Annotated in this window: 19 protein-coding genes; 14 read left to right on the forward strand and 5 right to left on the reverse strand. The window is 71.6% G+C overall.

The features are described from left to right. Position 1: 1 nt before the first annotated feature. Entirely contained in the window at positions 2 to 310 is a 309-nt protein-coding gene (locus AC1UKG_RS18360; protein WP_033662848.1) for a hypothetical protein, read from the reverse strand. 99 nt (positions 311 to 409) lie between these two features. Between AC1UKG_RS18360 and truB the strand changes: the two genes are divergently transcribed. The 6 genes from truB to dapB all read left to right on the forward strand — a co-directional run bounded on the left by truB (position 410) and on the right by dapB (position 7,698). Then, on the forward strand, positions 410 to 1,345 hold the full coding sequence (gene truB / locus AC1UKG_RS18365; RefSeq protein WP_018744509.1) for a tRNA pseudouridine(55) synthase TruB: 936 nt from the start codon (positions 410 to 412) through the stop codon (positions 1,343 to 1,345). Between the two features lie 38 nt (positions 1,346 to 1,383). Beyond that, positions 1,384 to 2,313: a bifunctional riboflavin kinase/FAD synthetase gene (locus AC1UKG_RS18370; RefSeq protein WP_018744510.1), complete on the forward strand. Its 930-nt coding sequence runs from the start codon at positions 1,384 to 1,386 to the stop codon at positions 2,311 to 2,313. 223 nt (positions 2,314 to 2,536) lie between these two features. After that, positions 2,537 to 2,806 (forward strand): 30S ribosomal protein S15, encoded by a 270-nt coding sequence (gene rpsO, locus AC1UKG_RS18375; RefSeq protein WP_011905279.1) that lies wholly within the window; start codon positions 2,537 to 2,539, stop codon positions 2,804 to 2,806. A gap of 235 nt (positions 2,807 to 3,041) precedes the next feature. Beyond that, positions 3,042 to 5,405, forward strand: coding sequence for a polyribonucleotide nucleotidyltransferase (locus tag AC1UKG_RS18380; protein WP_482642102.1), 2,364 nt, complete (start codon positions 3,042 to 3,044; stop codon positions 5,403 to 5,405). Positions 5,406 to 5,498: 93 nt separating this feature from the next. Beyond that, a complete protein-coding gene (locus AC1UKG_RS18385; protein WP_018744512.1) occupies positions 5,499 to 6,866 on the forward strand; it encodes an insulinase family protein in 1,368 nt (455 codons plus the stop codon). A 58-nt stretch (positions 6,867 to 6,924) separates the two neighbouring features. After that, positions 6,925 to 7,698, forward strand: a complete 774-nt coding sequence (gene dapB, locus AC1UKG_RS18390; protein WP_018744513.1) for a 4-hydroxy-tetrahydrodipicolinate reductase — start codon at positions 6,925 to 6,927, stop codon at positions 7,696 to 7,698. A 112-nt stretch (positions 7,699 to 7,810) separates the two neighbouring features. Here dapB and AC1UKG_RS18395 read toward each other — a convergent pair whose 3' ends face one another. Beyond that, positions 7,811 to 8,407, reverse strand: a complete 597-nt coding sequence (locus AC1UKG_RS18395; protein ID WP_018732516.1) for a GNAT family N-acetyltransferase — start codon at positions 8,405 to 8,407, stop codon at positions 7,811 to 7,813. Positions 8,408 to 8,442: 35 nt separating this feature from the next. Here AC1UKG_RS18395 and AC1UKG_RS18400 point away from each other — a divergent pair, with 35 nt between their 5' ends. From AC1UKG_RS18400 to AC1UKG_RS18425, 6 genes are all read left to right on the forward strand, one after another. Beyond that, positions 8,443 to 9,681, forward strand: a complete 1,239-nt coding sequence (locus AC1UKG_RS18400) for a glycosyltransferase family 87 protein (RefSeq protein ID WP_018815132.1) — start codon at positions 8,443 to 8,445, stop codon at positions 9,679 to 9,681. Positions 9,682 to 9,691: 10 nt separating this feature from the next. Continuing rightward, complete coding sequence (locus tag AC1UKG_RS18405) at positions 9,692 to 10,921, forward strand: winged helix-turn-helix domain-containing protein (protein WP_482642103.1); 1,230 nt, start codon at positions 9,692 to 9,694, stop codon at positions 10,919 to 10,921. After that, complete coding sequence (locus AC1UKG_RS18410; protein WP_018744516.1) at positions 10,918 to 11,463, forward strand: DUF2752 domain-containing protein; 546 nt, start codon at positions 10,918 to 10,920, stop codon at positions 11,461 to 11,463. Before AC1UKG_RS18405 ends, AC1UKG_RS18410 begins: the two co-directional genes overlap by 4 nt. 328 nt (positions 11,464 to 11,791) lie before the next feature. Further along, positions 11,792 to 12,535: an FAD-dependent thymidylate synthase gene (gene thyX / locus AC1UKG_RS18415; RefSeq protein WP_018815130.1), complete on the forward strand. Its 744-nt coding sequence runs from the start codon at positions 11,792 to 11,794 to the stop codon at positions 12,533 to 12,535. 46 nt (positions 12,536 to 12,581) lie between these two features. Further along, the gene (gene dapA, locus AC1UKG_RS18420; protein ID WP_018744518.1) at positions 12,582 to 13,508 is read left to right on the forward strand and encodes a 4-hydroxy-tetrahydrodipicolinate synthase; all 927 of its coding nucleotides are present in this window, start codon (positions 12,582 to 12,584) and stop codon (positions 13,506 to 13,508) included. A 52-nt stretch (positions 13,509 to 13,560) separates the two neighbouring features. Further along, positions 13,561 to 15,249 (forward strand): ribonuclease J, encoded by a 1,689-nt coding sequence (locus AC1UKG_RS18425; protein WP_018744519.1) that lies wholly within the window; start codon positions 13,561 to 13,563, stop codon positions 15,247 to 15,249. A 35-nt stretch (positions 15,250 to 15,284) separates the two neighbouring features. On the opposite strand, the gene AC1UKG_RS18430 is transcribed toward AC1UKG_RS18425, so the two are convergent. Both AC1UKG_RS18430 and AC1UKG_RS18435 read right to left on the reverse strand, forming a co-directional pair. After that, complete coding sequence (locus tag AC1UKG_RS18430; protein WP_018744520.1) at positions 15,285 to 16,919, reverse strand: type III secretion system chaperone family protein; 1,635 nt, start codon at positions 16,917 to 16,919, stop codon at positions 15,285 to 15,287. Next, a complete protein-coding gene (locus AC1UKG_RS18435) occupies positions 16,916 to 17,392 on the reverse strand; it encodes a type III secretion system chaperone family protein (protein ID WP_018744521.1) in 477 nt (158 codons plus the stop codon). The genes AC1UKG_RS18430 and AC1UKG_RS18435 overlap by 4 nt, the downstream gene beginning before the upstream one ends. 112 nt (positions 17,393 to 17,504) lie before the next feature. Here AC1UKG_RS18435 and AC1UKG_RS18440 point away from each other — a divergent pair, with 112 nt between their 5' ends. Continuing rightward, positions 17,505 to 19,970: an FtsK/SpoIIIE family DNA translocase gene (locus tag AC1UKG_RS18440; RefSeq protein WP_018744522.1), complete on the forward strand. Its 2,466-nt coding sequence runs from the start codon at positions 17,505 to 17,507 to the stop codon at positions 19,968 to 19,970. A 107-nt stretch (positions 19,971 to 20,077) separates the two neighbouring features. On the opposite strand, the gene AC1UKG_RS18445 is transcribed toward AC1UKG_RS18440, so the two are convergent. Continuing rightward, positions 20,078 to 20,392: a DMT family transporter gene (locus tag AC1UKG_RS18445; protein ID WP_018732526.1), complete on the reverse strand. Its 315-nt coding sequence runs from the start codon at positions 20,390 to 20,392 to the stop codon at positions 20,078 to 20,080. Positions 20,393 to 20,492: 100 nt separating this feature from the next. Here AC1UKG_RS18445 and AC1UKG_RS18450 point away from each other — a divergent pair, with 100 nt between their 5' ends. Beyond that, complete coding sequence (locus AC1UKG_RS18450) at positions 20,493 to 21,443, forward strand: ornithine cyclodeaminase family protein (protein ID WP_018815127.1); 951 nt, start codon at positions 20,493 to 20,495, stop codon at positions 21,441 to 21,443. Positions 21,444 to 21,508 lie beyond the last annotated feature (65 nt).

The raw sequence follows: 21,508 nt of genomic DNA on the forward strand, positions 1-21,508 counted from the left end.
GCTAGGCCTGCCCGGTGCTGGCCCGCAGGGCGTAGGTGGCCAGCACCAGCCCCAGGGCCACGGCGAAGCAGACGACGAAACCGACCACCTTCATCACGTTCGGGAACCGCTGATACAGGCGGTGCCGGTCCTGCCACACCTGCCACCGGCGGCGCAGGGCGGTGGCGCCCGGGAGCGCGAGCAGTGCGGTGGCGATCCGATCTCCCGCCGTGCGCCGAGCGGGCGGTGGGTCGAGCATCCAGGCGGGGAGACTGGGCGGCTGCTCCGGCTGGTGTAGCCGCGGGAACCGGCTCTGGCTTTGGGGCGACATGGACACGAACCTCCGGTGGGCTAGGCGGGCGCCCCTTTGTAGCAGCAGGTGTCAAGCGACTCGTCGTGGAAGGAACGGGTGGGTTGGCACGGACGTCCGGTGGGCGTCCCGGTGCCGGCCGGGCCAGCCCGTCTGGCAGGCTTGGCGGTCGTGAGCGCAGACGGACTGATCGTGGTCGACAAGCCCGGCGGCATGACGTCGCACGACGTGGTGGCGCGGGTGCGCCGGCTGGCCCGGACCCGGCGGGTCGGGCACGGTGGCACGCTCGATCCGATGGCGACCGGGGTCCTGGTCCTCGGGGTGGGGCGAGCCACCCGGCTGCTGACCTACGTCATTGGAGCGGGCAAGAGCTACGCCGCCACGATTCGGCTGGGGCAGGCGACGGTGACCGACGATGCCGAGGGGGATGTGATCTCCAGCGCCCCGGCTGGTCTGGTGACCGAGGAGGCGGTCCGGGCCGTGCTGGCGGCGCAGACCGGTGCGGTGGACCAGGTGCCCAGCGCGGTCAGCGCCATCAAGATCGATGGTCAGCGGGCGTACCGCCGCGTTCGGGAGGGGGCCAGTGTTGACCTGCCGCCCCGGCGGGTCACCATCTCCCAGCTCGACGTACGGGCGCTACGGCGGGACGAGCCGGACGTGGTGGACGTGGACGTGGACGTCACCTGCTCCTCCGGCACGTACGTGCGGGCGATCGCCCGGGACGCCGGCCAGGCGCTCGGTGTCGGCGGGCACCTCACCGCACTGCGGCGTACCGCCGTGGGCGGTTTCACCCTCGCCGAGGCCGCTACCCTCGATGACCTGGAGGGCCGGGCACCCGAGGTGGTCACGCTCTCCCTCGCCGCGGCGGCCGACCGGTTCTTCCCGCGCCGGGAGGCGACCGCGGAGGAGGAGCGGGTGCTCTCCCACGGCGGTCCCTTGGACCCGGCGGGGATCGACGGCCCGTACGCCGTCTTCGGCCCGGCGGGCGGTTTGGTCGCTATCGTCAGCGAGCGGGCCGGTCGGGCCCGTGCCGAGATCGTGCTGGCCCCGGCCTGACGGCGCGGCGGTCGGGACAGCGACAGGGGAGGAGCGTTATGCAGCGGTGGCGGGGGTACGACGCGGCGCCCGGCGGCTGGGGGCGGTCGGTCGTCACCATCGGCGTCTTCGACGGTGTGCACCGAGGGCACCAGGCGACCATCGGGCACGCGGTGGCGCGGGCCCGGGAACTCGGCGTCAAGTCGGTGGTGGTCACCTTCGATCCACACCCCGCCGAGGTGGTACGTCCGGGTTCGCACCCGGCGGTGCTCACCGAGCCGACCCGCAAGGCCGAGCTGATCGAGGCGCTCGGCGTGGACGTGCTCTGTGTGGTGCCGTTCACCCCGGACTTCTCCCGGCTGTCGGCAGAGGCGTTCGTGCACGACGTCCTGGTCGAGCACCTGCACGCCGCGCTGGTGGTGGTGGGGGAGAACTTCCGGTTCGGGCACCGGGCCGCCGGGGACGTGGCGTTGCTGGAGCAACTCGGTCGGACCTTCGGCTACGCGGTCGAGGGGGCGCCCCTGGTGGCCGAGGCGGGGACGGTCTTCTCCTCCACGTACATCCGGTCGTGCGTCGCCGCCGGGGACGTGGGGTCCGCTGCCAGCGCGTTGGGGCGGCCGCACCGGCTGGAGGGCGTGGTGGTCCGCGGTGACCGCCGCGGTCGCGAGCTGGGTTTCCCCACCGCCAACCTGCTCTGCCACCGGTACGCCGCGGTCCCGGCCGACGGCGTCTACGCCGCCCGTCTGGTGCGGCGGGGGCAGCGGGAGCCGCTGATGGCGGCGGTGTCGATCGGCACGAACCCGACCTTCTCCGGCCGGGAACGACGGGTCGAGGCGTACGTGCTCGACTTCGACGCGGACCTGTACGGCGAGCGGCTGGCCCTGGATTTCGGGGCGCACCTGCGCGGGCAGGTCCGCTACGACTCGGTCGAGCCGTTGGTGGCCCAGATGAAAGAGGACATCGAGCGTACCCGTGAAGCCCTGGGGTGATCACGGAAAGTGATCGGGTTCGACACCCGGTCGGCCCCTTGCCCGGCCCGTGGGTACCGGGGCTGGTAACCTGACGGAGACGTCGGCGCACCGACGTGGGTCCTGGCGTGCCTGCACGACGCCGCGGGTGCGAGGACCGTCCGCCGCCGGGCACCGCCCGGCCCTCGGGGTAAGCCCGCTCTGGCGGACACGACATCGATTCACTCACCGAAACAGGGAGAACATGGCGCTCGACCAGCAAGCCAAGGCCAAGATCCGCGCGGAGTACGCGACCGTCGAAGGTGACACCGGTTCGCCGGAGGTGCAGGTCGCCGTCCTCACCAAGCGGATCGCTGACCTGACCGAGCACCTGAAGGTGCACAAGCATGACCACCACAGCCGCCGTGGGCTGCTGCTGCTGGTCGGCCGCCGCCGTCGGCTGCTCAACTACGTGCAGAAGAAGGACATCAACCGCTACCGGTCGCTCATCGAGCGGCTCGGTCTGCGCCGGTGACGTGACGGGGGAGTGGCCGACCGGCCGCTCCCCCGCTCCGGTTCACCGCCAGAAACTCCGACAACCAGGGCCGCACGACCCCCCGACCCACCGGGAGCCGGTCAGCGCACCGGTCTCCGGTAGTGGCCTCCGGGCATCCGGCATCTCGCCGACCCGCCCGGGCGCTTCGATCGAAGACCGGCCGTCTGAGCAGCTGCGCGTCGCGGTCCGTAGACGCGAAGGAGCGCAACCACAGATGACCGAGAGCAACCTCGGTACCCAGTCCCGTACCGCCACGATCGACAACGGGGCCTTCGGCACCCGTGTGATCACGTTCTCCACCGGCCGGCTGGCCCGTCAGGCCGCCGGCTCCGTCGTCGCCCAGCTCGGCGAGACGGTAGTCCTCTCCGCCACCACCGTTGGCCGGCAGCCGAAGGAGCAGTTCGACTTCTTCCCGCTGACCGTTGACGTCGAGGAGCGGATGTACGCGGCGGGCCGGATCCCCGGTTCGTTCTTCCGCCGGGAGGGGCGCCCCAGCGAGGACGCGATCCTCACCTGCCGACTGATCGACCGGCCGCTGCGTCCCTCGTTCGTCAAGGGCCTGCGGAACGAGGTCCAGGTCGTCGAGACCGTCCTGGCGCTCGACCCCAGCCACCCGTACGACGTGGTGGCCATCAACGCCGCCTCGATGTCGACGAAGCTCTCCGGCCTGCCGTTCTCCGGCCCGATCGGCGCGACCCGGATGGCCCACATCGACGGCTCCTGGGTTGCCTTCCCGACCCACGAGGAGCTGGAGCGCGCCACCTTCGACATGGTGGTCGCCGGTCGGACCCTGCCCGACGGCGACGTCGCGATCATGATGGTCGAGGCGGAGGCCACCGAGCACACCGCGAAGCTGGTCGCCGATGGCGCCGCCGCACCGACCGAGGAGGTCGTGGCGAGCGGGTTGGAGGCGGCCAAGCCGGCCATCCGTGAGCTGTGCCGCGCGCAGAGCGAGCTGGCCGAGGTGGCGGCGAAGCCGGTCGCCGAGTTCCCGGTCTTCCTCGACTACTCCGACGACGCGTACGACGCGGTCGCGGAGCTGGCCCGGGAGGACGTGGCCGAGGCCCTGAAGATCGCCGGCAAGGCCGACCGCGAGGAGGCCCTGGACCGGATCAAGGCCCGGGTGGTGGAGGAGCTCGGCCCGCGCTTCGAGGGCCGGGAGAAGGAGCTCTCCGCCGCGCTGCGGTCGTTGACCAAGTCCGAGGTCCGCAACCGCGTGCTGCGCGAGCAGGTCCGCATGGACGGCCGTGGCCCGCGGGAGATCCGTCCGCTGACCGCCGAGGTCGGGGTCCTGCCCCGGGTGCACGGTTCGGCGATCTTCGAGCGGGGCGAGACCCAGATCATGGGCGTCACCACGCTGAACATGCTCCGGATGGAGCAGTCCCTGGACACGCTCTCCCCGGAGAAGTCCAAGCGTTACATGCACAACTACAACTTCCCGCCGTACTCGACCGGGGAGACCGGCCGGGTTGGCTCGCCGAAGCGGCGGGAGATCGGGCACGGTGCGCTCGCCGAGCGGGCCCTGATCCCGGTGCTGCCCTCGCGTGAGGAGTTCCCGTACGCGATCCGGCAGGTCTCCGAGGCGCTCGGCTCCAACGGCTCGACCTCGATGGGCTCGGTCTGCGCCTCGACGCTCGGCCTGCTCTCCGCCGGTGTGCCGCTGAAGGCGCCGGTCGCGGGCATCGCGATGGGCCTGATCTCCGACGAGGTCGAGGGCAAGACCCGGTACGTGACGCTGACCGACATCCTCGGTGCCGAGGATGCCTTCGGTGACATGGACTTCAAGGTCGCCGGTACGCCGGACTTCGTCACCGCGCTTCAGCTCGACACCAAGCTCGACGGCATCCCGTCGGACGTGCTCGCCGCGGCGCTCCAGCAGGCCTACGAGGCCCGGCAGACGATCCTGGAGGTGATGCAGGCGGCGATTGAGGTACCGGCCACGATGAGTGACTACGCGCCGCGGGTCACCACGGTCAAGATCCCGGTTGACAAGATCGGCATGGTGATCGGCCCGAAGGGGCAGACGATCAACGCGATCCAGGACGAGACGGGCGCCGAGATCTCGATCGAGGACGACGGCACCATCTACGTCGGTGCGACCAACGGCCCGGCGGCGCAGGCCGCGGTCGAGCGGATCAACGGGATCGCGAACCCGACCCTGCCGAAGGTGGGCGACCGTTTCCTCGGCACGGTGGTGAAGACCGCGGCCTTCGGGGCGTTCGTCTCGCTGCTTCCCGGCCGCGACGGTCTGCTGCACATCTCCAAGGTGGGCGACGGCAAGCGCGTCGAGAAGGTTGAGGACTTCCTCAACGTCGGTGACAAGGTCGAGGTCGAGATCGCCGACATCGACCAGCGGGGCAAGGTCTACCTGGACAAGGTGCGCCCGGAGGGCGCCGAGGCCCCGGCGGAGGGCGCCGGCGAGCGGCCGGCGGGTCGGGACCGGGGCGACCGGGGACCGCGCGACCGTGGTGACCGCGAGCGCGGCGGCCGGGGCCCGGACCGTGGCGACAGCGGCGAGCGTGGCGACGGCGGTGAGGGCGGCGAGTCGCGTCCGCGTCGCCGTACCCGACGCAGCTGACCGTCGTACCAGCGCACCATCCACCCCTCGTCGAACCGGGAGCCCTGCGTGAGCCGGACTGTCTCCGTACCGTCCACACCGGAACGACGGGGGGTGGCGGCGTTCCGGGGTAACCCGAACGGCGCCGCCAGCCGCGCCGTAACCCGTACGCTCAGCGACGACCCGCTGGGCGGCACGGTCCGCCGGACCGTGCTCCCCAGCGGGCTGCGGGTACTCACCGAGGCCATCCCGGCGATGCGCAGCGTCTCGTTCGGCATCTGGGTGTCGGTTGGCTCCCGGGACGAGAGCGGCCCCCAGTCCGGCGCCGCCCACTTCCTGGAGCACCTGCTGTTCAAGGGGACACACCGGCGGTCAGCACTGGAGATCTCGTCGGCGATCGAGGCGGTCGGCGGCGAGACCAACGCCTTCACCACGAAGGAATACACCTGCTACTACGCGCGGGTTCTCGACGAGGATCTCCCCCTCGCCATCGATGTGCTGTGCGACATGGTCGCCGACTCGGTGCTGACCCCGGAAGACGTGGAGGTCGAGCGGGGCGTGATCCTCGAGGAGATCGCCATGCACGACGACGAGCCCGGCGACGAGGTGCACGACCTCTTCGCCCGGGCCGTCTACGGTGAGCACCCACTCGGTCGGCTGATCTCGGGGACGGAGCAGACGGTCACCCCGATGACCCGGCGACAGATCCAGGGCTTCTACCGGCGGCACTACACCGCGCCGCGGATCGTCATCGCCGCCGCGGGGAACCTTGACCACGCGAGCGTGGTCAAGCTGGTTCGGCAGGCGCTGCGGGGCACGCCGCTGGACACCGAACCGGCGGCGCCGGCGTCGTACCGGAGCGCCACCCCGGCGGTACGCACGCAGCCCGCGACCACCCGGGTCGGGCCGAAGGAGACCGAGCAGGCGCACGTCGTGCTCGGCTGCGCCGGCATCGACCGGCGGGACGAACGCCGCTTCGCCCTCGGCGTGCTGAACAACATCCTCGGTGGCGGTATGTCCAGCCGGCTCTTCCAGGAGATCCGCGAGCAGCGGGGGCTCGCCTACTCGGTGTACTCCTACGCCAGCCAGCACGCCGACAGCGGCCTGTTCGCCGTCTACGCCGGCTGTGCGCCGGGGCGAGCCAACGAGGTGTTGGAGTTGATTCGCGCGGAGTTGGCCCGGGTGGCCGCCGACGGGCTCACGGAGGCCGAGTTGGCCCGGGGTAAGGGCATGAGCAAGGGCGCGTTCGTGCTGGGCCTGGAGGACAGCGGCTCCCGGATGAGCCGGCTGGCCAAGGGAGAGCTGCTCTACGGCGAGCTGATGCCGGTCGACACCTTGCTGGCCCGGGTGGACGCGGTCACCGTTACCGACGTGAACACGCTCGCCAAGGAGTTGCTGAGGCGGCCGATGTCGCTGGCGGTGGTGGGTCCGTTCGGCGAATCCGACTTCACCGCCGGAGCGTCCCCGACCACCGCTGCCTGATCGTCTATCCCGCCCCACCCAGCGATGCTCATGTCCCGGTTGGGATAGGTTGTCGGCTGTGACTGACGAGCAGGACAAGAGCGCGGACGAGCCGCTCCGGGTCGGTGTGCTGGGCGCCCGGGGTCGGATGGGCATCGAGGTGTGCAAGGCGGTGGACGCGGCGCCTGACATGGAGCTGGTGGCCATGGTTGACCAGGGCGACTGGTTGTTCAACGCCTCCGATGCCGGAGCCGAGGTGATCGTCGACTTCACCACCCCTGACGTGGTCATGGACAACCTGCACTGGTGCATCGACCAGGGCATCAATGCCGTGGTCGGCACCACGGGCTTCACCGAGGCGCGGCTCGAGCGGATGCGCGGCTGGCTGGCCCGGAAGCCGGGGGTGGGCGTGATCGTCGCCCCCAACTTCGGCATCGGGGCGGTGCTGATGATGCAGTTCGCCGAACGGGCCGCCCGCTACTTCGAGTCAGCCGAGATCATCGAGCAGCATCACCCGCGCAAGCTGGACGCGCCGAGCGGCACCGCGACGCACACCGCGCGCCTGGTCGCGGCGGCCCGCGCCGCAGCCGGTCAAGGTCCGGCACCGGACGCCACCCGGGACGAGGTGGCCGGTGCCCGCGGTTGCGACATCGACGGCGTACGCGTGCACTCGGTCCGCGCCACCGGCCTCGTCGCCCACCAGGAGGTGCTCTTCGGCACCACCGGGGAGACGCTGACCATCCGGCACGACTCCTACGACCGGGCCTCCTTCATGCCCGGGGTGCTGCTGGCCGCCCGCAAGGTGCGCACCCGGCCCGGCCTGACGGTCGGCCTGGACGCCCTGCTCGACTGAGCGGTTCGCCCCGCACCGGCCGTGAACCCGGGTCGTCCGGACGCAAGGCGCCGGACGGTCCGGGAGTCGGGGGCCGGACGGTCCGGGAGTCGGGGGTCGGGTCGCGGGGCCGTCAGGGCGCTGGGTCGTCCGAGCGTCGGGTCGGCTCCGCGGGGATCGCCACATGTAGTCGTAACTGGGCGACCAACATGTCGTCCACGTCCAGCGCGCGGGTCGCCCCGTCCGGCTCCCACCCGGTGCCGGTCAGGAACCCCCGGGTCGCCGCGTCGCCGTCGAACGCCCACGCGACCGCGCGGGTGAACCCGTCGTCACGCCAGTGGTCCACCGCCGCGGCGAGCAGTCGGCTGCCGTGCCCGCGCCGACCCCAGCGCGGCTCCACCAGCAGGTCGGTGACCGCGACGACCTCCGGACCCAGCGCTTCGGCGGGCTCACCGGGTGCCTGGGCCTCGGCGTCGGCCGGACCGGAGGCGGCGAAGCCCACCAGATACGATTGCTCGGCCTGTTCGACGGCGACCAGCACCCGGTGGGCAGCCGAGGGTGGTTCTTGCACCGCAGCGGTCCACCGCTGGGCCAGCCACGCCTCGTCGAGGTTCGCGAGCACCTGCCGAGGCAGGATGCGGCGGTACGCGACCCGCCAGGTTGCGAGCTGGATGCGTGCGATCTCGCCGGCGTCCTGTGGACGTGCCGGGCGGACGTAGCCGAGAGCCATGGCACGAAAGCCTACGCAGGGTGGAGGAGGCGACGATGGCGCAGGGTGCCAGGCGAACGGTCAGACAGGCGATCGGTGTGGCCGGGCTCGCCGTCGGGGTGGCCCTGTTCCTGTCCGTGGCGGCCATGCGGCACGGGTTTTTCGACCTCGGGGTCTACTACGGCGCGATCCGCTACTGGGTGCACGACGGCGGCGAGATCTACGACTTCCTGCGCCCATTCACCCAGTACGGCTTCACCTACCCGCCGTTCGCGGCCCTGGTCATGCTGCCGATGGCGTACGTCTCGTGGACGGTGGCGATCGTGCTGAGTGTCTCCGCCAGCGTGGCGGTCACCCTGGTGCTGTTCTGGTGGCTGCTGGACCCGATCTCGCGGCGTGCCGGCTGGACCCGCTGGTTCGCCATCGCGGTAGCGTTCTGCCTCGTCGCGGCGTACGAGCCGATGCGGGAGACGGTGAACTTCGGCCAGGTCAACATGCTGTTGCTGTTCCTGGTGGCGGTGGATCTGCTGCGGCTACTGCCGTCGGGTAGCCGCTGGGCCGGCACCACCATCGGCCTGGCCACCGCGATCAAGCTGACGCCGGGGATCTTCATCGTCTACCTGCTGGTCACCGGACGCTGGCGGGCGGCGGTCACCGCGATGGGCACCGCCGCCGGCGCGACCCTGCTCGCCGCCGCCCTCTTCCCGGACGCCTCGCGGGAGTTCTGGACCGAGGCGCTCTGGAACACCAACCGGGTGGGGGAACTCTCCTTCGTCTCCAACCAGTCGCTCCGCGGGGTGGTGGCCCGGCTGAACCCGGAGGATCCGAGCACCGTCGCCTGGCTGGGGCTGGTGGTGGCCGTACTGGCGCTCTGGGTGTGGCGGGCCCGGTCCGCGGTGGCGGTCGGTGACGAGGCGACCGGACTGGCGTTGACCGGTGTGCTGATGTGCCTGGTCAGCCCGGTCACCTGGGTACACCATCTGGTCTGGTTGCTGCCGGCGCTCATCCTGCTGTTGGACAACGCGATGGCCGCGCCCGTCGGTAGCCGCCGCCGTCGCCGACTCCTGGCCGCCCTGGGTATCGCCTACGCGTTCCTGATCAGCCGGATCGTGTGGGCCTGGGAGCGGGACTTCACCGGGATCGACGGCTTCCTCGGCAGCAACACCTACGTCTGGATCAGCCTGGCCCTGCTGGCATTTCTGCCGATCCGGACCGCGGTGGACCGGACTGGGGCCGGGACGGCCGGGCAGGAGGAGAGGGACCAGACCCGCACCGGTGTCGTACCGGTGACCTAGTGTTCCCGCGATGACTGTGCCGGAGTCGCTCTCGCTTGCCCAAGCCCGTCGGATCTCCCTGGCAGCCCAGGGCTTCACCGACCCATCGCCGACCGGCGTTCCCACTCGCCGGCACCTGCGTCGCGTGCTGGACCGGGTCGGCCTGATCCAGGTGGACTCGGTCAACGTGCTCCAGCGGGCGCACTATCTGCCGCTCTACAGTCGCCTCGGTCCCTACCCGACGACGCTGCTCGACGCGGCTGCGTACCGCCAACCCCGTGATCTCTTTGAATACTGGGGACACGAGGCGTCGCTGGTGCCGGTCGCGTTGCAGCCGGCGCTGCGCTGGCGGATGGCGCGCGCCCGGAGCCAGGCCTGGGGCGGCATGCGCCGGGTCGCCGAGGAGCAGCCGGATCTGGTGGCGTGGGTCTGGGACGAGGTGGCGGCCCGCGGGCCGATCACCGCTGCGGAGATCGAGCACGACGCTGACCGGGTGACCGGCAACTGGGGTTGGAACTGGTCCGCGACGAAGCGGGCGGTGGAATACCTGTTCTGGTCTGGCGAGGTGACGGCCGCCGAGCGTACGACGTCCTTCGCCCGCCGCTATGCCCTGCCGGAGCAGGTGCTGCCGGCGGCTGTGTTGGCGGCGCCCACCCCGAGCGACGCCGAGGCGTACCGAACGCTGGTGGCCGTGGCCGCCCGTTCGCTTGGTGTGGCGGCGGAGCCGGAGCTGCGGGACTACTTTCGGTTGCCACTGGCGCAGGCTCGGACGGCGATCGCCGAGCTGGCGGAGGCGGGGGAGCTGATCCCGGTGACCGTGTCGGGCTGGCGGCAGCCGGCCTGGCTGCACGCCGCGGCCCGGTTGCCCCGTTGGGTACGGGGCAACCGGCTGGTCAGCCCCTTCGACCCGCTGGTCTGGGAGCGGGGTCGTACCCAGCGGTTGTTCGATTTCAGCTACCGCATCGAGATCTACGTCCCGGCACCGAAGCGGGTGCACGGTTACTACGTGTTGCCGTTTCTCCAGGGGGAGCGGTTCACCGCCCGGGTCGACCTGAAGGCCGACCGAAAGAGCGGAGTGCTTCTCGTGCCGGCAGCCTGGCAGGAGCCGGGCGTTGAGGTGGGGGAGACGGCGCTCGCGCTCGCCGCCGAGTTGTACCGGCTCGCCGGCTGGCTGGGCCTGGACGCCGTGGCCCGACCGACGGCGGGTGACCTGGCGGTGCCGCTGGCCGCCGCCCTGAGGAGCGTGGCGGGTGTACCGTGATCGACGTGACGAGCGTTGACGGGCCGCAGAGCCGGGCCACCCCGGCGCCTGATGGCTGGCCGGTGGAGGCCGTGCCGGTCTACCCGCCTCCACAGCCGGACCGACTGACCCGATTCGTGCTCCGTCTCCAGGAACGCTCGCCTCGGTGGGCGGTGCCGCTGGCCGCCCTGGGCTGTGTCGGCGCCGGCATCGGCTACACCCTGATGATCGATCCGACCCGGTCCGCGCCGGATGCGGCCCCCACCTGCCTGCTCAAGTTGACGACCGGGCTCGACTGTCCGGGCTGTGGCGGCACCCGGGCCCTCTGGTACCTGCTGCATGCCGACCTGCCGGCCGCTGCCCGGCACCATGTCCTCCTCGTCTTCGCGCTTCCGTTTCTGGCATACCTGTTCGTGGCGTGGGCGGGCCGGCAGGCCTTCGGGTGGCGGCTGCCCGAGCTGCGGATCAGCAACAAGCTGATCGGGGTTTTCCTGGCTGCCTGGTTGGCTTTCTCAGTGGTGCGTAATCTGCCCTGGGCGCCATTCGCCGCGCTCTACGTCTGACTCTTTCTCGCCTTCGCGCTGGCTGCCTGCCTGCGTGGGGTGCCCGCGTGGGTTGCCGGTTGCTGCTGCCAGCGGCGTTCCCCGACGACAAGGGTCCGATCGACTCGGGCTGTGCATCTCTTCCCCGCCCTCCGTGTATCCCGTTCTCTCCGCTGGCGAGCTGCCCCGTCGGTGAGTCCGCACACAGGGGGCAGCCTCGCCTGTCGTGGGGTTGCCGCGCCTGCGCTCGCCGTGGGGACCGTTGTGGCCAGGCCTGATCTTCGCCGACAGTGGGGGTCCGATTTCCGTCGGCGCCGGTCGCGCCACTAGAGTCGCAGGAATGCCGGACATGGTGCAGCCCCAGGTCAAGCTCATTGCGTGGACCCAGTTCGAGGCCCCGGACGACATTGGGTGGTCGACTGACGCCGACGGGGGGCAGGCGCTCGCCGAGTTCGCTGGCCGGGCCTGCTACCAGAGCTGGAAGAAGCCAAACCCGGCGACGGCGACCAACGCCGGCTACCTCGCCCACATTCTCGAGGTGGGCCACCTGAGTGTGCTGGAGCACAGCTCGGTGAGCTTCTACTTCACCGGGGTGTCGCGGTCGCTCACCCACGAGTTGATCCGGCACCGGCACTTCTCGTACTCGCAGCTGTCCCAGCGGTATGTGCCGGAGCGGGACGCGGCGATGGTGGAGCCGACCGTGATCGCCGACGACCCGGAGCTGCACAAGCGGTTCGTGGAGGCCGCCGAGGCGAGCGTACGGGCGTACACCGAATTGCTGGAGGGCCTGGAGCAGCGCTTCACCGACGAGCCCAACGCCACCCTGCGGCGTAAGCGTGCGCGGCAGGCGGCGCGGGCGGTGCTGCCGAACGCCACCGAGACCCGCATCGTGGTCACCGGCAACTACCGGGCGTGGCGGCACTTCATCGGCATGCGGGCGACCGAGCACGCCGACGTGGAGATCCGCGAGCTGGCGGTGGAGTGCCTCCGCCAGCTGCAGGGGGTGGCCCCGAGCGTCTTCAACGACTTCGTGATCTCCTCCCTGCCCGACGGCACCGAGGTGGCGGCCAGCCCGCACGCGGAGGTGTCCTGAGCCCTTCCCCGTCGGGGGCTCGGAAGCCGTCCGCTAGGTTGGACGCATGACGAGTGACCTCCTCGACAGTCCCCCCCGGACGGCCTCCCGGCCGTTCGGGCGGGTGCTCACGGCCATGGTGACACCCTTTACCGCCGACGGTGCGCTGGATCTGGACGGCGCGGCCCGGTTGGCGAACTACCTGGTCGACGAGCAGGGCAACGACGCGCTGGTGGTCAACGGCACCACCGGTGAGTCGCCGACCACGACTGACGCGGAGAAGGAACACCTGATCCAGACGGTGGTCGCGGCCGTCGGTGATCGAGCCAAGGTGGTGGCCGGGGTCGGGACCAACGACACCCGGCACACCATCGAGCTGGCCGCTTCGGCGGAGAAGGCCGGAGCGCACGGCCTGCTGGTGGTGACGCCGTACTACAGCAAGCCGCCGCAGGCGGGCCTGGTGCGACACTTCACCGCGGTGGCCGACGCCAGTGGGCTGCCGGTGATGCTCTACGACATTCCGCACCGCGCCGGGGTGGCGATCGAGACCGAGACGTTCGTGCGCCTGGCCGAGCACGGCCGGATCGTCGCGGTGAAGGACGCCAAGAACGATCTGACCGCCACGAGTTGGGTGACCAGCCGGACCGGTATGGCCTACTACAGCGGCGAGGATTCGCTCCTCCTGCCCGCGTTGGCGGTGGGTTCGGTCGGGGTGGTTGGCACGTCAACCCACTTCACCGGGGCGCGGACGCAGGAGATGATCCGGGCGTTCGACGCGGGGGACCACGCCACGGCGCTCGCCCTGCACCGCCGGCTGCTGCCGCTGTACACGGGCGTTTTCCGGGCCCCGGGCACGATTTTGGTCAAGGCCGGCCTGGCGGCGAAGGGACTGCCCGCCGGTCCGGTCCGTTCCCCGCTGGTGGACGCCACCGCCGACCAGCTCGCCCAGCTCCGCGCCGACTGCGCGGCGGCGGGCCTAGACCTCCCTGAATGAACGAACGACACGACGGACGCCGGGTGACGGCGTCGCAGAATGAGGTGAACGCGTGACCGAGGCGCGAATCGAGACAGAACTGCCACCGCCGCTGCCCGAGGGCGGGCTGCGGATTATTCCGCTGGGCGGGCTCGGCGCCATCGGTCGGAACATGACCGTCTTCGAGTACGACGGGAAGCTGCTGGTCGTCGACTGCGGCGTGCTCTTCCCGGACGTGGAGCAGCCGGGCGTGGACCTGATCCTGCCCGACTTCGCCCCGATCCTGGACCGCCTCGACGATGTGCAGGCGATCGTGCTCACGCACGGCCACGAGGACCACATCGGCGCGGTGCCGTACCTGCTCGCCCACAAGCCGGACATCCCGCTGGTCGGTTCGGAGTTCACCCTCGCCCTGGTCGAGGCGAAGCTCGCCGAGCGGCGGATCCAGCCGTACACGCTGACGGTGCGGGAGGGCGGCCGGGAGCAGCTCGGCCCCTTCGAGTGTGAGTTCTTCGCGGTCAACCACTCGATCCCGGATGCGCTCGCCGTGGCTATCCGTACTCCGGCCGGCCTGGTGCTGCACACCGGTGACTTCAAGATGGACCAGCTCCCGCTGGATGGCCGGATCACCGACCTGGCCGGCTTCGCGCGGCTCGGCGCCGAGGGGGTGGACCTGCTCCTGTCCGACTCCACCAACGCCGAGATTCCCGGCTTCGTCACGCCGGAGCGGGAGATCGGCCCGGTGCTCGACTCGATCTTCGCCAAGGCTCGGGGCCGGATTATCGTCGCGTCGTTCGCCTCGCATGTGCACCGGGTCCAGCAGGTCTTCGACTCCGCGGTGGAGCATGGCCGCAAGGTGGCCCTGATCGGCCGGTCGATGGTGCGCAACATGGGCATCGCCCGCGACCTCGGTCTGCTGAACATCCCACCCGGTCTGGTTGTCGGGCTCGACGAGGCCACCAGCATGCCGCCCGACCAGATCGTGCTGATGTCAACGGGTAGCCAGGGTGAGCCGATGAGCGCGCTGGGGCGGATGGCCAGCGGTGATCACCGGCACATCACGATCGCCCCCGGCGACACCGTGGTGCTGGCCTCCTCGCTGGTGCCCGGCAACGAGACCTCCGTCTACCGGGTGATCAACCGGTTGGCCCGGGCGGGTGCCGTCGTCGTGCACAAGGACGTGGCCAAGGTGCACGTCTCCGGGCACGCTCCCGCTGGCGAGCTGCTCTACCTGCTCAACATGGTTCGGCCGAGCAACCTGATGCCGGTCCACGGGGAGTGGCGGCACCTACGCGCCCACGCCCGGCTGGGCATCGAATCCGGGGTCGCCGCCGACCGGGTGGTGCTCTGTGAGGACGGCGACGTGGTCGACCTGGTCGAGGGGCGGGCCAACCTGGTCGGGAAGGTCAAGAGCCGGTACGTCTACGTCGACGGTCTCGCCGTCGGGGATGTGTCGGAGTCGCTGCTCACCGAGCGGCGGATCCTCGGCGACGGCGGCTTCATCGCGGCCACCGTGGTGGTCGACTCCGTCACCGGGAAGGTGGTCGGTGGGCCGACGGTCTCCGCCAAGGGGTTCTCCGAGGACCCGGAGGCGTTCAGCCCGGTGGTGCCGTTGATCACCGAGGCGCTCAATCGCGCGGCCTCCGATGGCATCACCGACCCGCACCAGTTGCAGCAGATCGTGCGGCGCACGGTGGGGCGGTGGGTCAACGACGCCTACCGCCGTCGGCCCATGATCGTGCCGAACGTGGTGGAGGTCTGAGCCGAGGCGCGGCAAGGTCGGGGAGCTGGCCCGGGTCAGGGCAGCTCCGCGACCGCGTCGGCGTACGCCGAACCGGTGCGTACCGCGGCGGCCAGCAGCACGTCCAGCTGGGTGGGCGCGACGCCGTGGGACAGGTCGGTGCTGACATCACCGGCCAGCACCAGCTCGGCGCCGGAGTCGTGCACATACGCCGTCGGTAGGAGCCGGTCCTGGTTCCAGGCGTTGCAGAACGCGTACGCCTCGGCGCGTCGGTCGGCCGGCAGCCGGCGGCTGGCCACGGCGCGTACGTGCAGGACCTCGCCGCGCTCGCCGGCCCGCCGTACCTGGATCAGCGCCTCGCCCCAGCGCCCCACGACGGTGTCCGTGGCGTCCAGGATGTACTGGTCGCCGCGGCGGTCCAGGGCGCTGGTGATCGCTGCCAGGCTGAGCGGGGCGGGCTGGTCGCCCGGTTGGTCGTCCGCCTCGCGGTCGGGTTCGTCCGCGTCGGGGCCCTCGAAGGGCAGCGCCACCGGGTTGGCCAGGGCTCGTTCGCCCGCGCCCCGCTCGTCCAGCCAGGAGGCGACCCGCCCGGACTGGTGCCCGGTGCCGTTGCGCGCGTCGAAGCTGCCGGCGATCCCGGTGGCCAGGTCGGTCAGCTCGGCCCCGAGGGCGGCGAGGTCGAGGTCGGCCGCGGGCCGTTGCCCGTACCCGGGGCGGTGTACCCGCTGCTCGCCGAGTTCAGCGGCGACCGCCACCCCGCACACCAGCGCCCCGGCGGCGGCGAACTCCATCGCGGAGAGCTCGTCGGGAGCCCGGTCCAGCCGGGACAACTGCTCGGTGAGGAGGGCCAGCCCGCGGACCGGGTTCCCGCTGAGCGCGCAGAAGCGCAGGTGCGCCGCGAGGTACGCGAAGCCGGCCCGTTCGCGTCGGTGCCGCTGGTACGCGTGCACGTGCGCCGCCGCGGCCGACTCGGTCGCGCCAACCCGGAGCCACGGGAGCATCCCGGCGGCGAGCCCCCGCTCGGGTGCTCCGGTGCAGTCGTCCGGGTTCACGCCGGCCAGGACGTCCAGCGCGGCGGACCACTCCTCCCACCCGGCGAGCAGCTCCGCCCGGCGGACGGCGGCGCAGCTGAGGCAGCCGTCGGCGGGGGTGGCGGGCGCCGCTACCCAGCGGTCGTACCAGGACCGGGCGGTTGGCTCGTCGCCGAGGTGGTCCGCGATCCGGCAGTAGAGTTCGGCGGCGGTCGCGGTGTCGGCGGTGCCGAGGTCGTCTAGGAGCGCCCGGGCCTGGTCCAGGCCACCACGCGGGCTGCCGAGCAGGGCTTCGACCGCGTACCGCCGGTAGCGGGCCAGGGTTTCGTGACCGTCGGGCGGCAGCAGGTCGGGCCGCCGGTCCACGGCGGCGAGGCAGCGGCGGACCGGCTCGACCAGGCGCCACCGCCCTTCGTCGAGCAGGTAGGTCTCGATCAGCGCGAGCCGGGCGTCCAACGCCGACTGGTCGTCGCCGGCGGCATCGGCCCGCGCGGCGATCCGTTCCAACTCGGCGCTGCGGGTATCCCCGTCGGGGGAGTCCCGGGCGTCGGCCAGCTCCTCGGCGAGGGGACGGCCGTCGCGCCCAGGTCGTTGGCGGCGTGGTGGCCACCCCGGCCAGCCGAACTCTTCCAGCCCGCGGCCACCGGGCTGCCCGATCACGACCGCACCCCGCCGGGTAGCCCGGCCACCTCGGCGGCGAGCTGGCAACCGGCGGTGATGCCGCGGTCGAGGAGCCGGTCGAGTTGGTGCGGGGTCACGCCGCGTTCGAGGTCGGTGATGACCTCCCCACAGATCCGTGCCCGGCCGTCATCTTCGACGTGCACGAACGCCTTGGGCCAGAGCCGGTCGTGGTTCCAGGCGTTGCAGAAGGCGTGTAGCGCGGGGACGTACTCGATCGCGAACGTGGGTGCCGCGACGGTGCGTACCTGGAGCAGCTCGCCGGCGGTCCCGGGCCGCAGGAACCAGATGAGGTTGTCGGCCCACCGGCCGACCAGCTCCCCGGCCGGGTCGGTCTCCACCGGGTACCCCCGCTGGGTGAGTACGGTGGCGATCAGCTCGTCGGTGAGTGGGCTCAGGGCGCCCGGGTAGCCGCCCAGGAGGCGGTCCGGAATATCCCCGGTCGGCGACGCCATACGGCATCCCTTCTGAGGCGAATATCACGACCGGCGGCGGATTCGCGTGCCGACGCGCGGACACGACCTGGAATAGCGGCGATCCGCCGGGTACCGCCGCTAGGTTGATGCTATGGCGGGCCGTACCTCTCAGGCGAGTCGGCGGCGCGGCGCGTCGCCACGAGGCAACACGAACAACCGTGCCCGGCAGCCGGCGAAGAAGCCCCGCGCTGCCGCCAAGCGTCGTCCGCCGGCCCGCACCAGCCCGGCCGGCTCCGTGGGTCGGGCGCTCGGGGCACTGTGGATGGGCCTCGCGCACGGGGTGGGCTGGTCGGTTCGCGCCGCCGGCCGGCAGGCCGCCGCGGCCCGTGGCCTCGACCCCGAGCACCGGCGCGACGGCGCCGGGCTGCTGGTGCTCGGCATCGCGCTGCTCAGCGCGGCCAGCATCTGGTTCGAAAAGGCCGGACCGGTCGGGGAGCGGCTCGCCGACACCGTACGGCTGTTTCTCGGTGCGATCGCCGTCGTGGTGCCGGTGCTGCTGACGATCGGTGCCTGGCGACTGATGCGGGAGCCGACCGCTCCGGAGAACCGGGGGCGGGGCCCGGTCGGCTGGGGGTCCATGCTGGTCGCCACGGCCGCGCTGCTGCACATCGGGCAGGAGCCGACCTCGCCGGCGCAGCGGGACTTCGCGGGCGGGCTGATCGGTGCGGGGGTGGGGAGCCTGTTGGAGCGGGCGGTGACGGCCTGGGTGGCCGTGCCGCTGTTGCTGCTGCTCCTGGTCTTCGGGCTGCTGGTGGTTACCGCGACCCCGATCAACAAGGTTCCGGAGCGGCTCGGTCTGTTGGCCGGCACGGTGGTCGGCACCCCGGCCGGCGCGGAGGCCACCGAGGAGGCCGTGGCGGAGGCCGGCAAGCCGGTGCGCAAGCGTGCGGCAAAGCGGACGCCGCCACCACCGCCGGACCCGGCGGACTTCGCCGACGACCTGGCGGGCGCGGATCTGCAGGAGACGCTCGTGCTGCCCCGCAAGTCGTCGGCGAAGGTGCCGGCCAGTCGGAAGCCGGCGGAGCCACCGGAGCACTCGCCGCTGCCCACCCGGGCCGAGCAGCTCGCGTTGACCGGGCTGGCGGGCGACTACGCGCTGCCCCCGGCGACGCTGCTGGGCAGTGGTGCCGCCCCCAAGAAGCGCAGCCGGGCCAATGACGAGGTGATCGCCGCGTTGACCGGGGTGTTCGAGCAGTTCGACGTGGACGCCGCGGTTACCGGCTTCACCCGGGGGCCGACGGTGACCCGGTACGAGGTCGAGCTGGGCCACGGGGTCAAGGTGGAGCGGATCACCCAGCTCTCCCGCAACATCGCGTACGCGGTCAAGTCGCCGGACGTGCGCATCCTCAGCCCGATCCCGGGCAAGAGCGCGATCGGCGTGGAGATTCCGAACACCGATCCGGAGAATGTCGCCCTCGGCGACGTGCTGCGCTCCCGGGCGGCCACCAGCGACCATCACCCGATGCTGGTCGCGCTCGGTAAGGACATCGAGGGTGGCTACGTGGTGGCCAACCTCGCAAAGACGCCGCACATCCTCATCGCGGGTGCCACCGGCGCGGGGAAGTCGAGCTGCCTGAACTCACTGCTGGTCTCGCTCCTGACCCGGGCCACCCCGGACGAGGTGCGGCTGCTGTTGATCGACCCGAAGCGGGTCGAGATGACCGGCTACGAGGGGATCCCGCACCTGGTCACGCCGATCGTGACGAACGCCAAGAAGGCGGCTGACTCGTTGGAGTGGGTCGTGCGCGAGATGGATATGCGCTACGACGACCTGGCCGCCAACGGGGTTCGGCACATCGACGACTTCAACCGCAAGGTTCGCAATGGTGAGATCACGGCCCCGCCGGGCAGCGAGCGGGAACTGCGGCCGTACCCCTACCTGTTGGTGATCGTGGACGAGCTGGCCGACCTGATGATGGTCGCCCCGCGGGACGTGGAGGACTCCATCGTCCGGATCACCCAGCTCGCCCGGGCCGCCGGCATTCACCTGGTGCTCGCCACGCAACGTCCGTCGGTGGACGTGGTGACCGGTCTGATCAAGGCCAATGTGCCGTCCCGGCTCGCCTTCGCGACCTCGTCGCTGGCGGATTCGCGGGTCATCCTGGATCAGCCGGGGGCGGAGAAGCTGCTCGGTCGCGGCGATGGTCTCTTCCTGCCGATGGGTGCCGCCAAGCCGGTCCGAATCCAGGGCGCATGGGTGACCGAGCGGGAGATCGCCGATGTGGTCCGGTTCTGCAAGGAGCAGCGGGAGCCGGAGTTCCGTGCGGATGTGCTCACCGTGGCCCAGGAGAGCAAGAAGAAGATCGACGAGGATATCGGCGACGACCTCGACCTGCTGGTGCAGGCGGTTGAGCTGGTGGTGACCTCGCAGTTCGGCTCCACCTCGATGCTGCAGCGCAAGCTGCGGGTCGGTTTCGCGAAGGCGGGTCGGTTGATGGATCTGATGGAGACCCGCGGCGTGGTCGGCCCGTCCGAGGGTTCCAAGGCCCGGGATGTGCTGGTGAAGCCGGACGAGTTGACGGAGGTGCTGGTCGGCCTCCGCGGCGGGCAGGACTGACCGCGACCGCGGTGGTGCCGGCGGGGTCGGTCTGGCCCCGGAGCCGGGCGGGGCAGTCCCTTGTGCCCGCGCGGTCCGGACGAGGTCGTCCGGTCCCGGTTCGACCGTCAGTGGTAGATCTTCAGGCCCACCACGCCGGCGATCACCAGCAGGAGGCAGAGGATCCGCGGCAGGCTGGCCGACTCGTGCAGCGCCACCATCCCCACCACGGCGGTGCCGACCGCGCCGATGCCGACCCAGACCGCGTAGCCGGTGCCGACCGGGATCTCGCGGAGCGCGTAGGCGAGGCCGATCATGCTCAGGGCGGCCGTGATGGCGAAGACAATCGTGGGGACGAGCCGGCTGAAGCCGGCGCTGCGGTCGAGGGCGATGGCCCACGCGGTTTCGAGGAGTCCGGAGATCACCAGCACGATCCAGGCCATTGCCGGACGGTAGCAGCTGCCGGGGCGGAGCAGCGCGGTGAAGGTGATCTTCGCCACTGCGGCTGGAGCTGAACCTGACTTTATCTTGCAGTATCGGTCCATGCCGCTGCTACTCGGCGACTCAGAGGTCGCTGCCGCGCTCGATGCCCCGACGACCATCGCCGCCATGCGCGACGCGCTGCACGCCGCCCACGAGGGTCGGCTGGTCGCCCCGCCCCGAGCCACCGCGTCGCTGGACGGAGGCCGGATGGCGCTGGCCGCCGGGCAACTGGTCGGTCAGTGGTACGGCGCCTGTTCCTACGACACCTTCGGGTTGCCGGGAAGCGAACCGGTGGTGGTGCTACACGACGCCCACACCGGCGGGGTCCGGGCGGTCGCGGTCGGGACGGAGCTCAGCTCCCGGCGAAGCGGTGGGTTGGGCGGGGTCGCCATCGACGCGCTGGCCCGCCCGGAGGCGACCACGCTCGGGGTGGTCGGCTCGGGCCGGCAGGCGTGGGCGCAGGTCTGGGCCGCCGCGGCGGTACGGCCGCTGCGGGAGGTGCGCGTGCACAGCCGCTCGGCAGCACGGCGTACGGCCTTCGCCAACCGGGTCGGCGTCGAACTTGGCGTACCGGCGCGGGCAGTCGACTCCGTGGCGGCGGCCGTCGCCGGCTTGGACATCGTGGTGATCGCCACTTCCAGCACCATCCCGGTGGTGGACGCCGCGGACCTCGCGCCCGGCGCCCACGTGAACGCGGTCGGCTTCAAACAGGTCGACCGGCACGAGTTCGGCCCGGATCTGCTGGACCGGGCCGAGGTGCTGGTCACCGACTCGCTGGCCCAGGCCGCCGGGTACGACCCACCGATGCTCGCCGCCCTCCCCCCGTACGTCGGACGGCTGCGGGATCTGGGCGCGGTCCTGGCGGCGGCGGTGCCCGGCCGGACCGGTGCGGACCAAATCTCCGCCTTCTGCTCCACCGGCCTGGGCGGTGCCGAGAGCTTCCTGCTCGATCGCGTGGTTCGGGTCGCCGCGAGGGCCGGACCAACCGGTGCGGCCGTGCGGGCTGGCTGACCCCCTGGTGCGGCTTTGGGCTGACGCGGACGGGAGCCCGGCCGAGGCCGGCCGCTGGCGGTTGC

Source organism: Salinispora sp. CH2A1_6 (genome assembly GCF_056820975.1).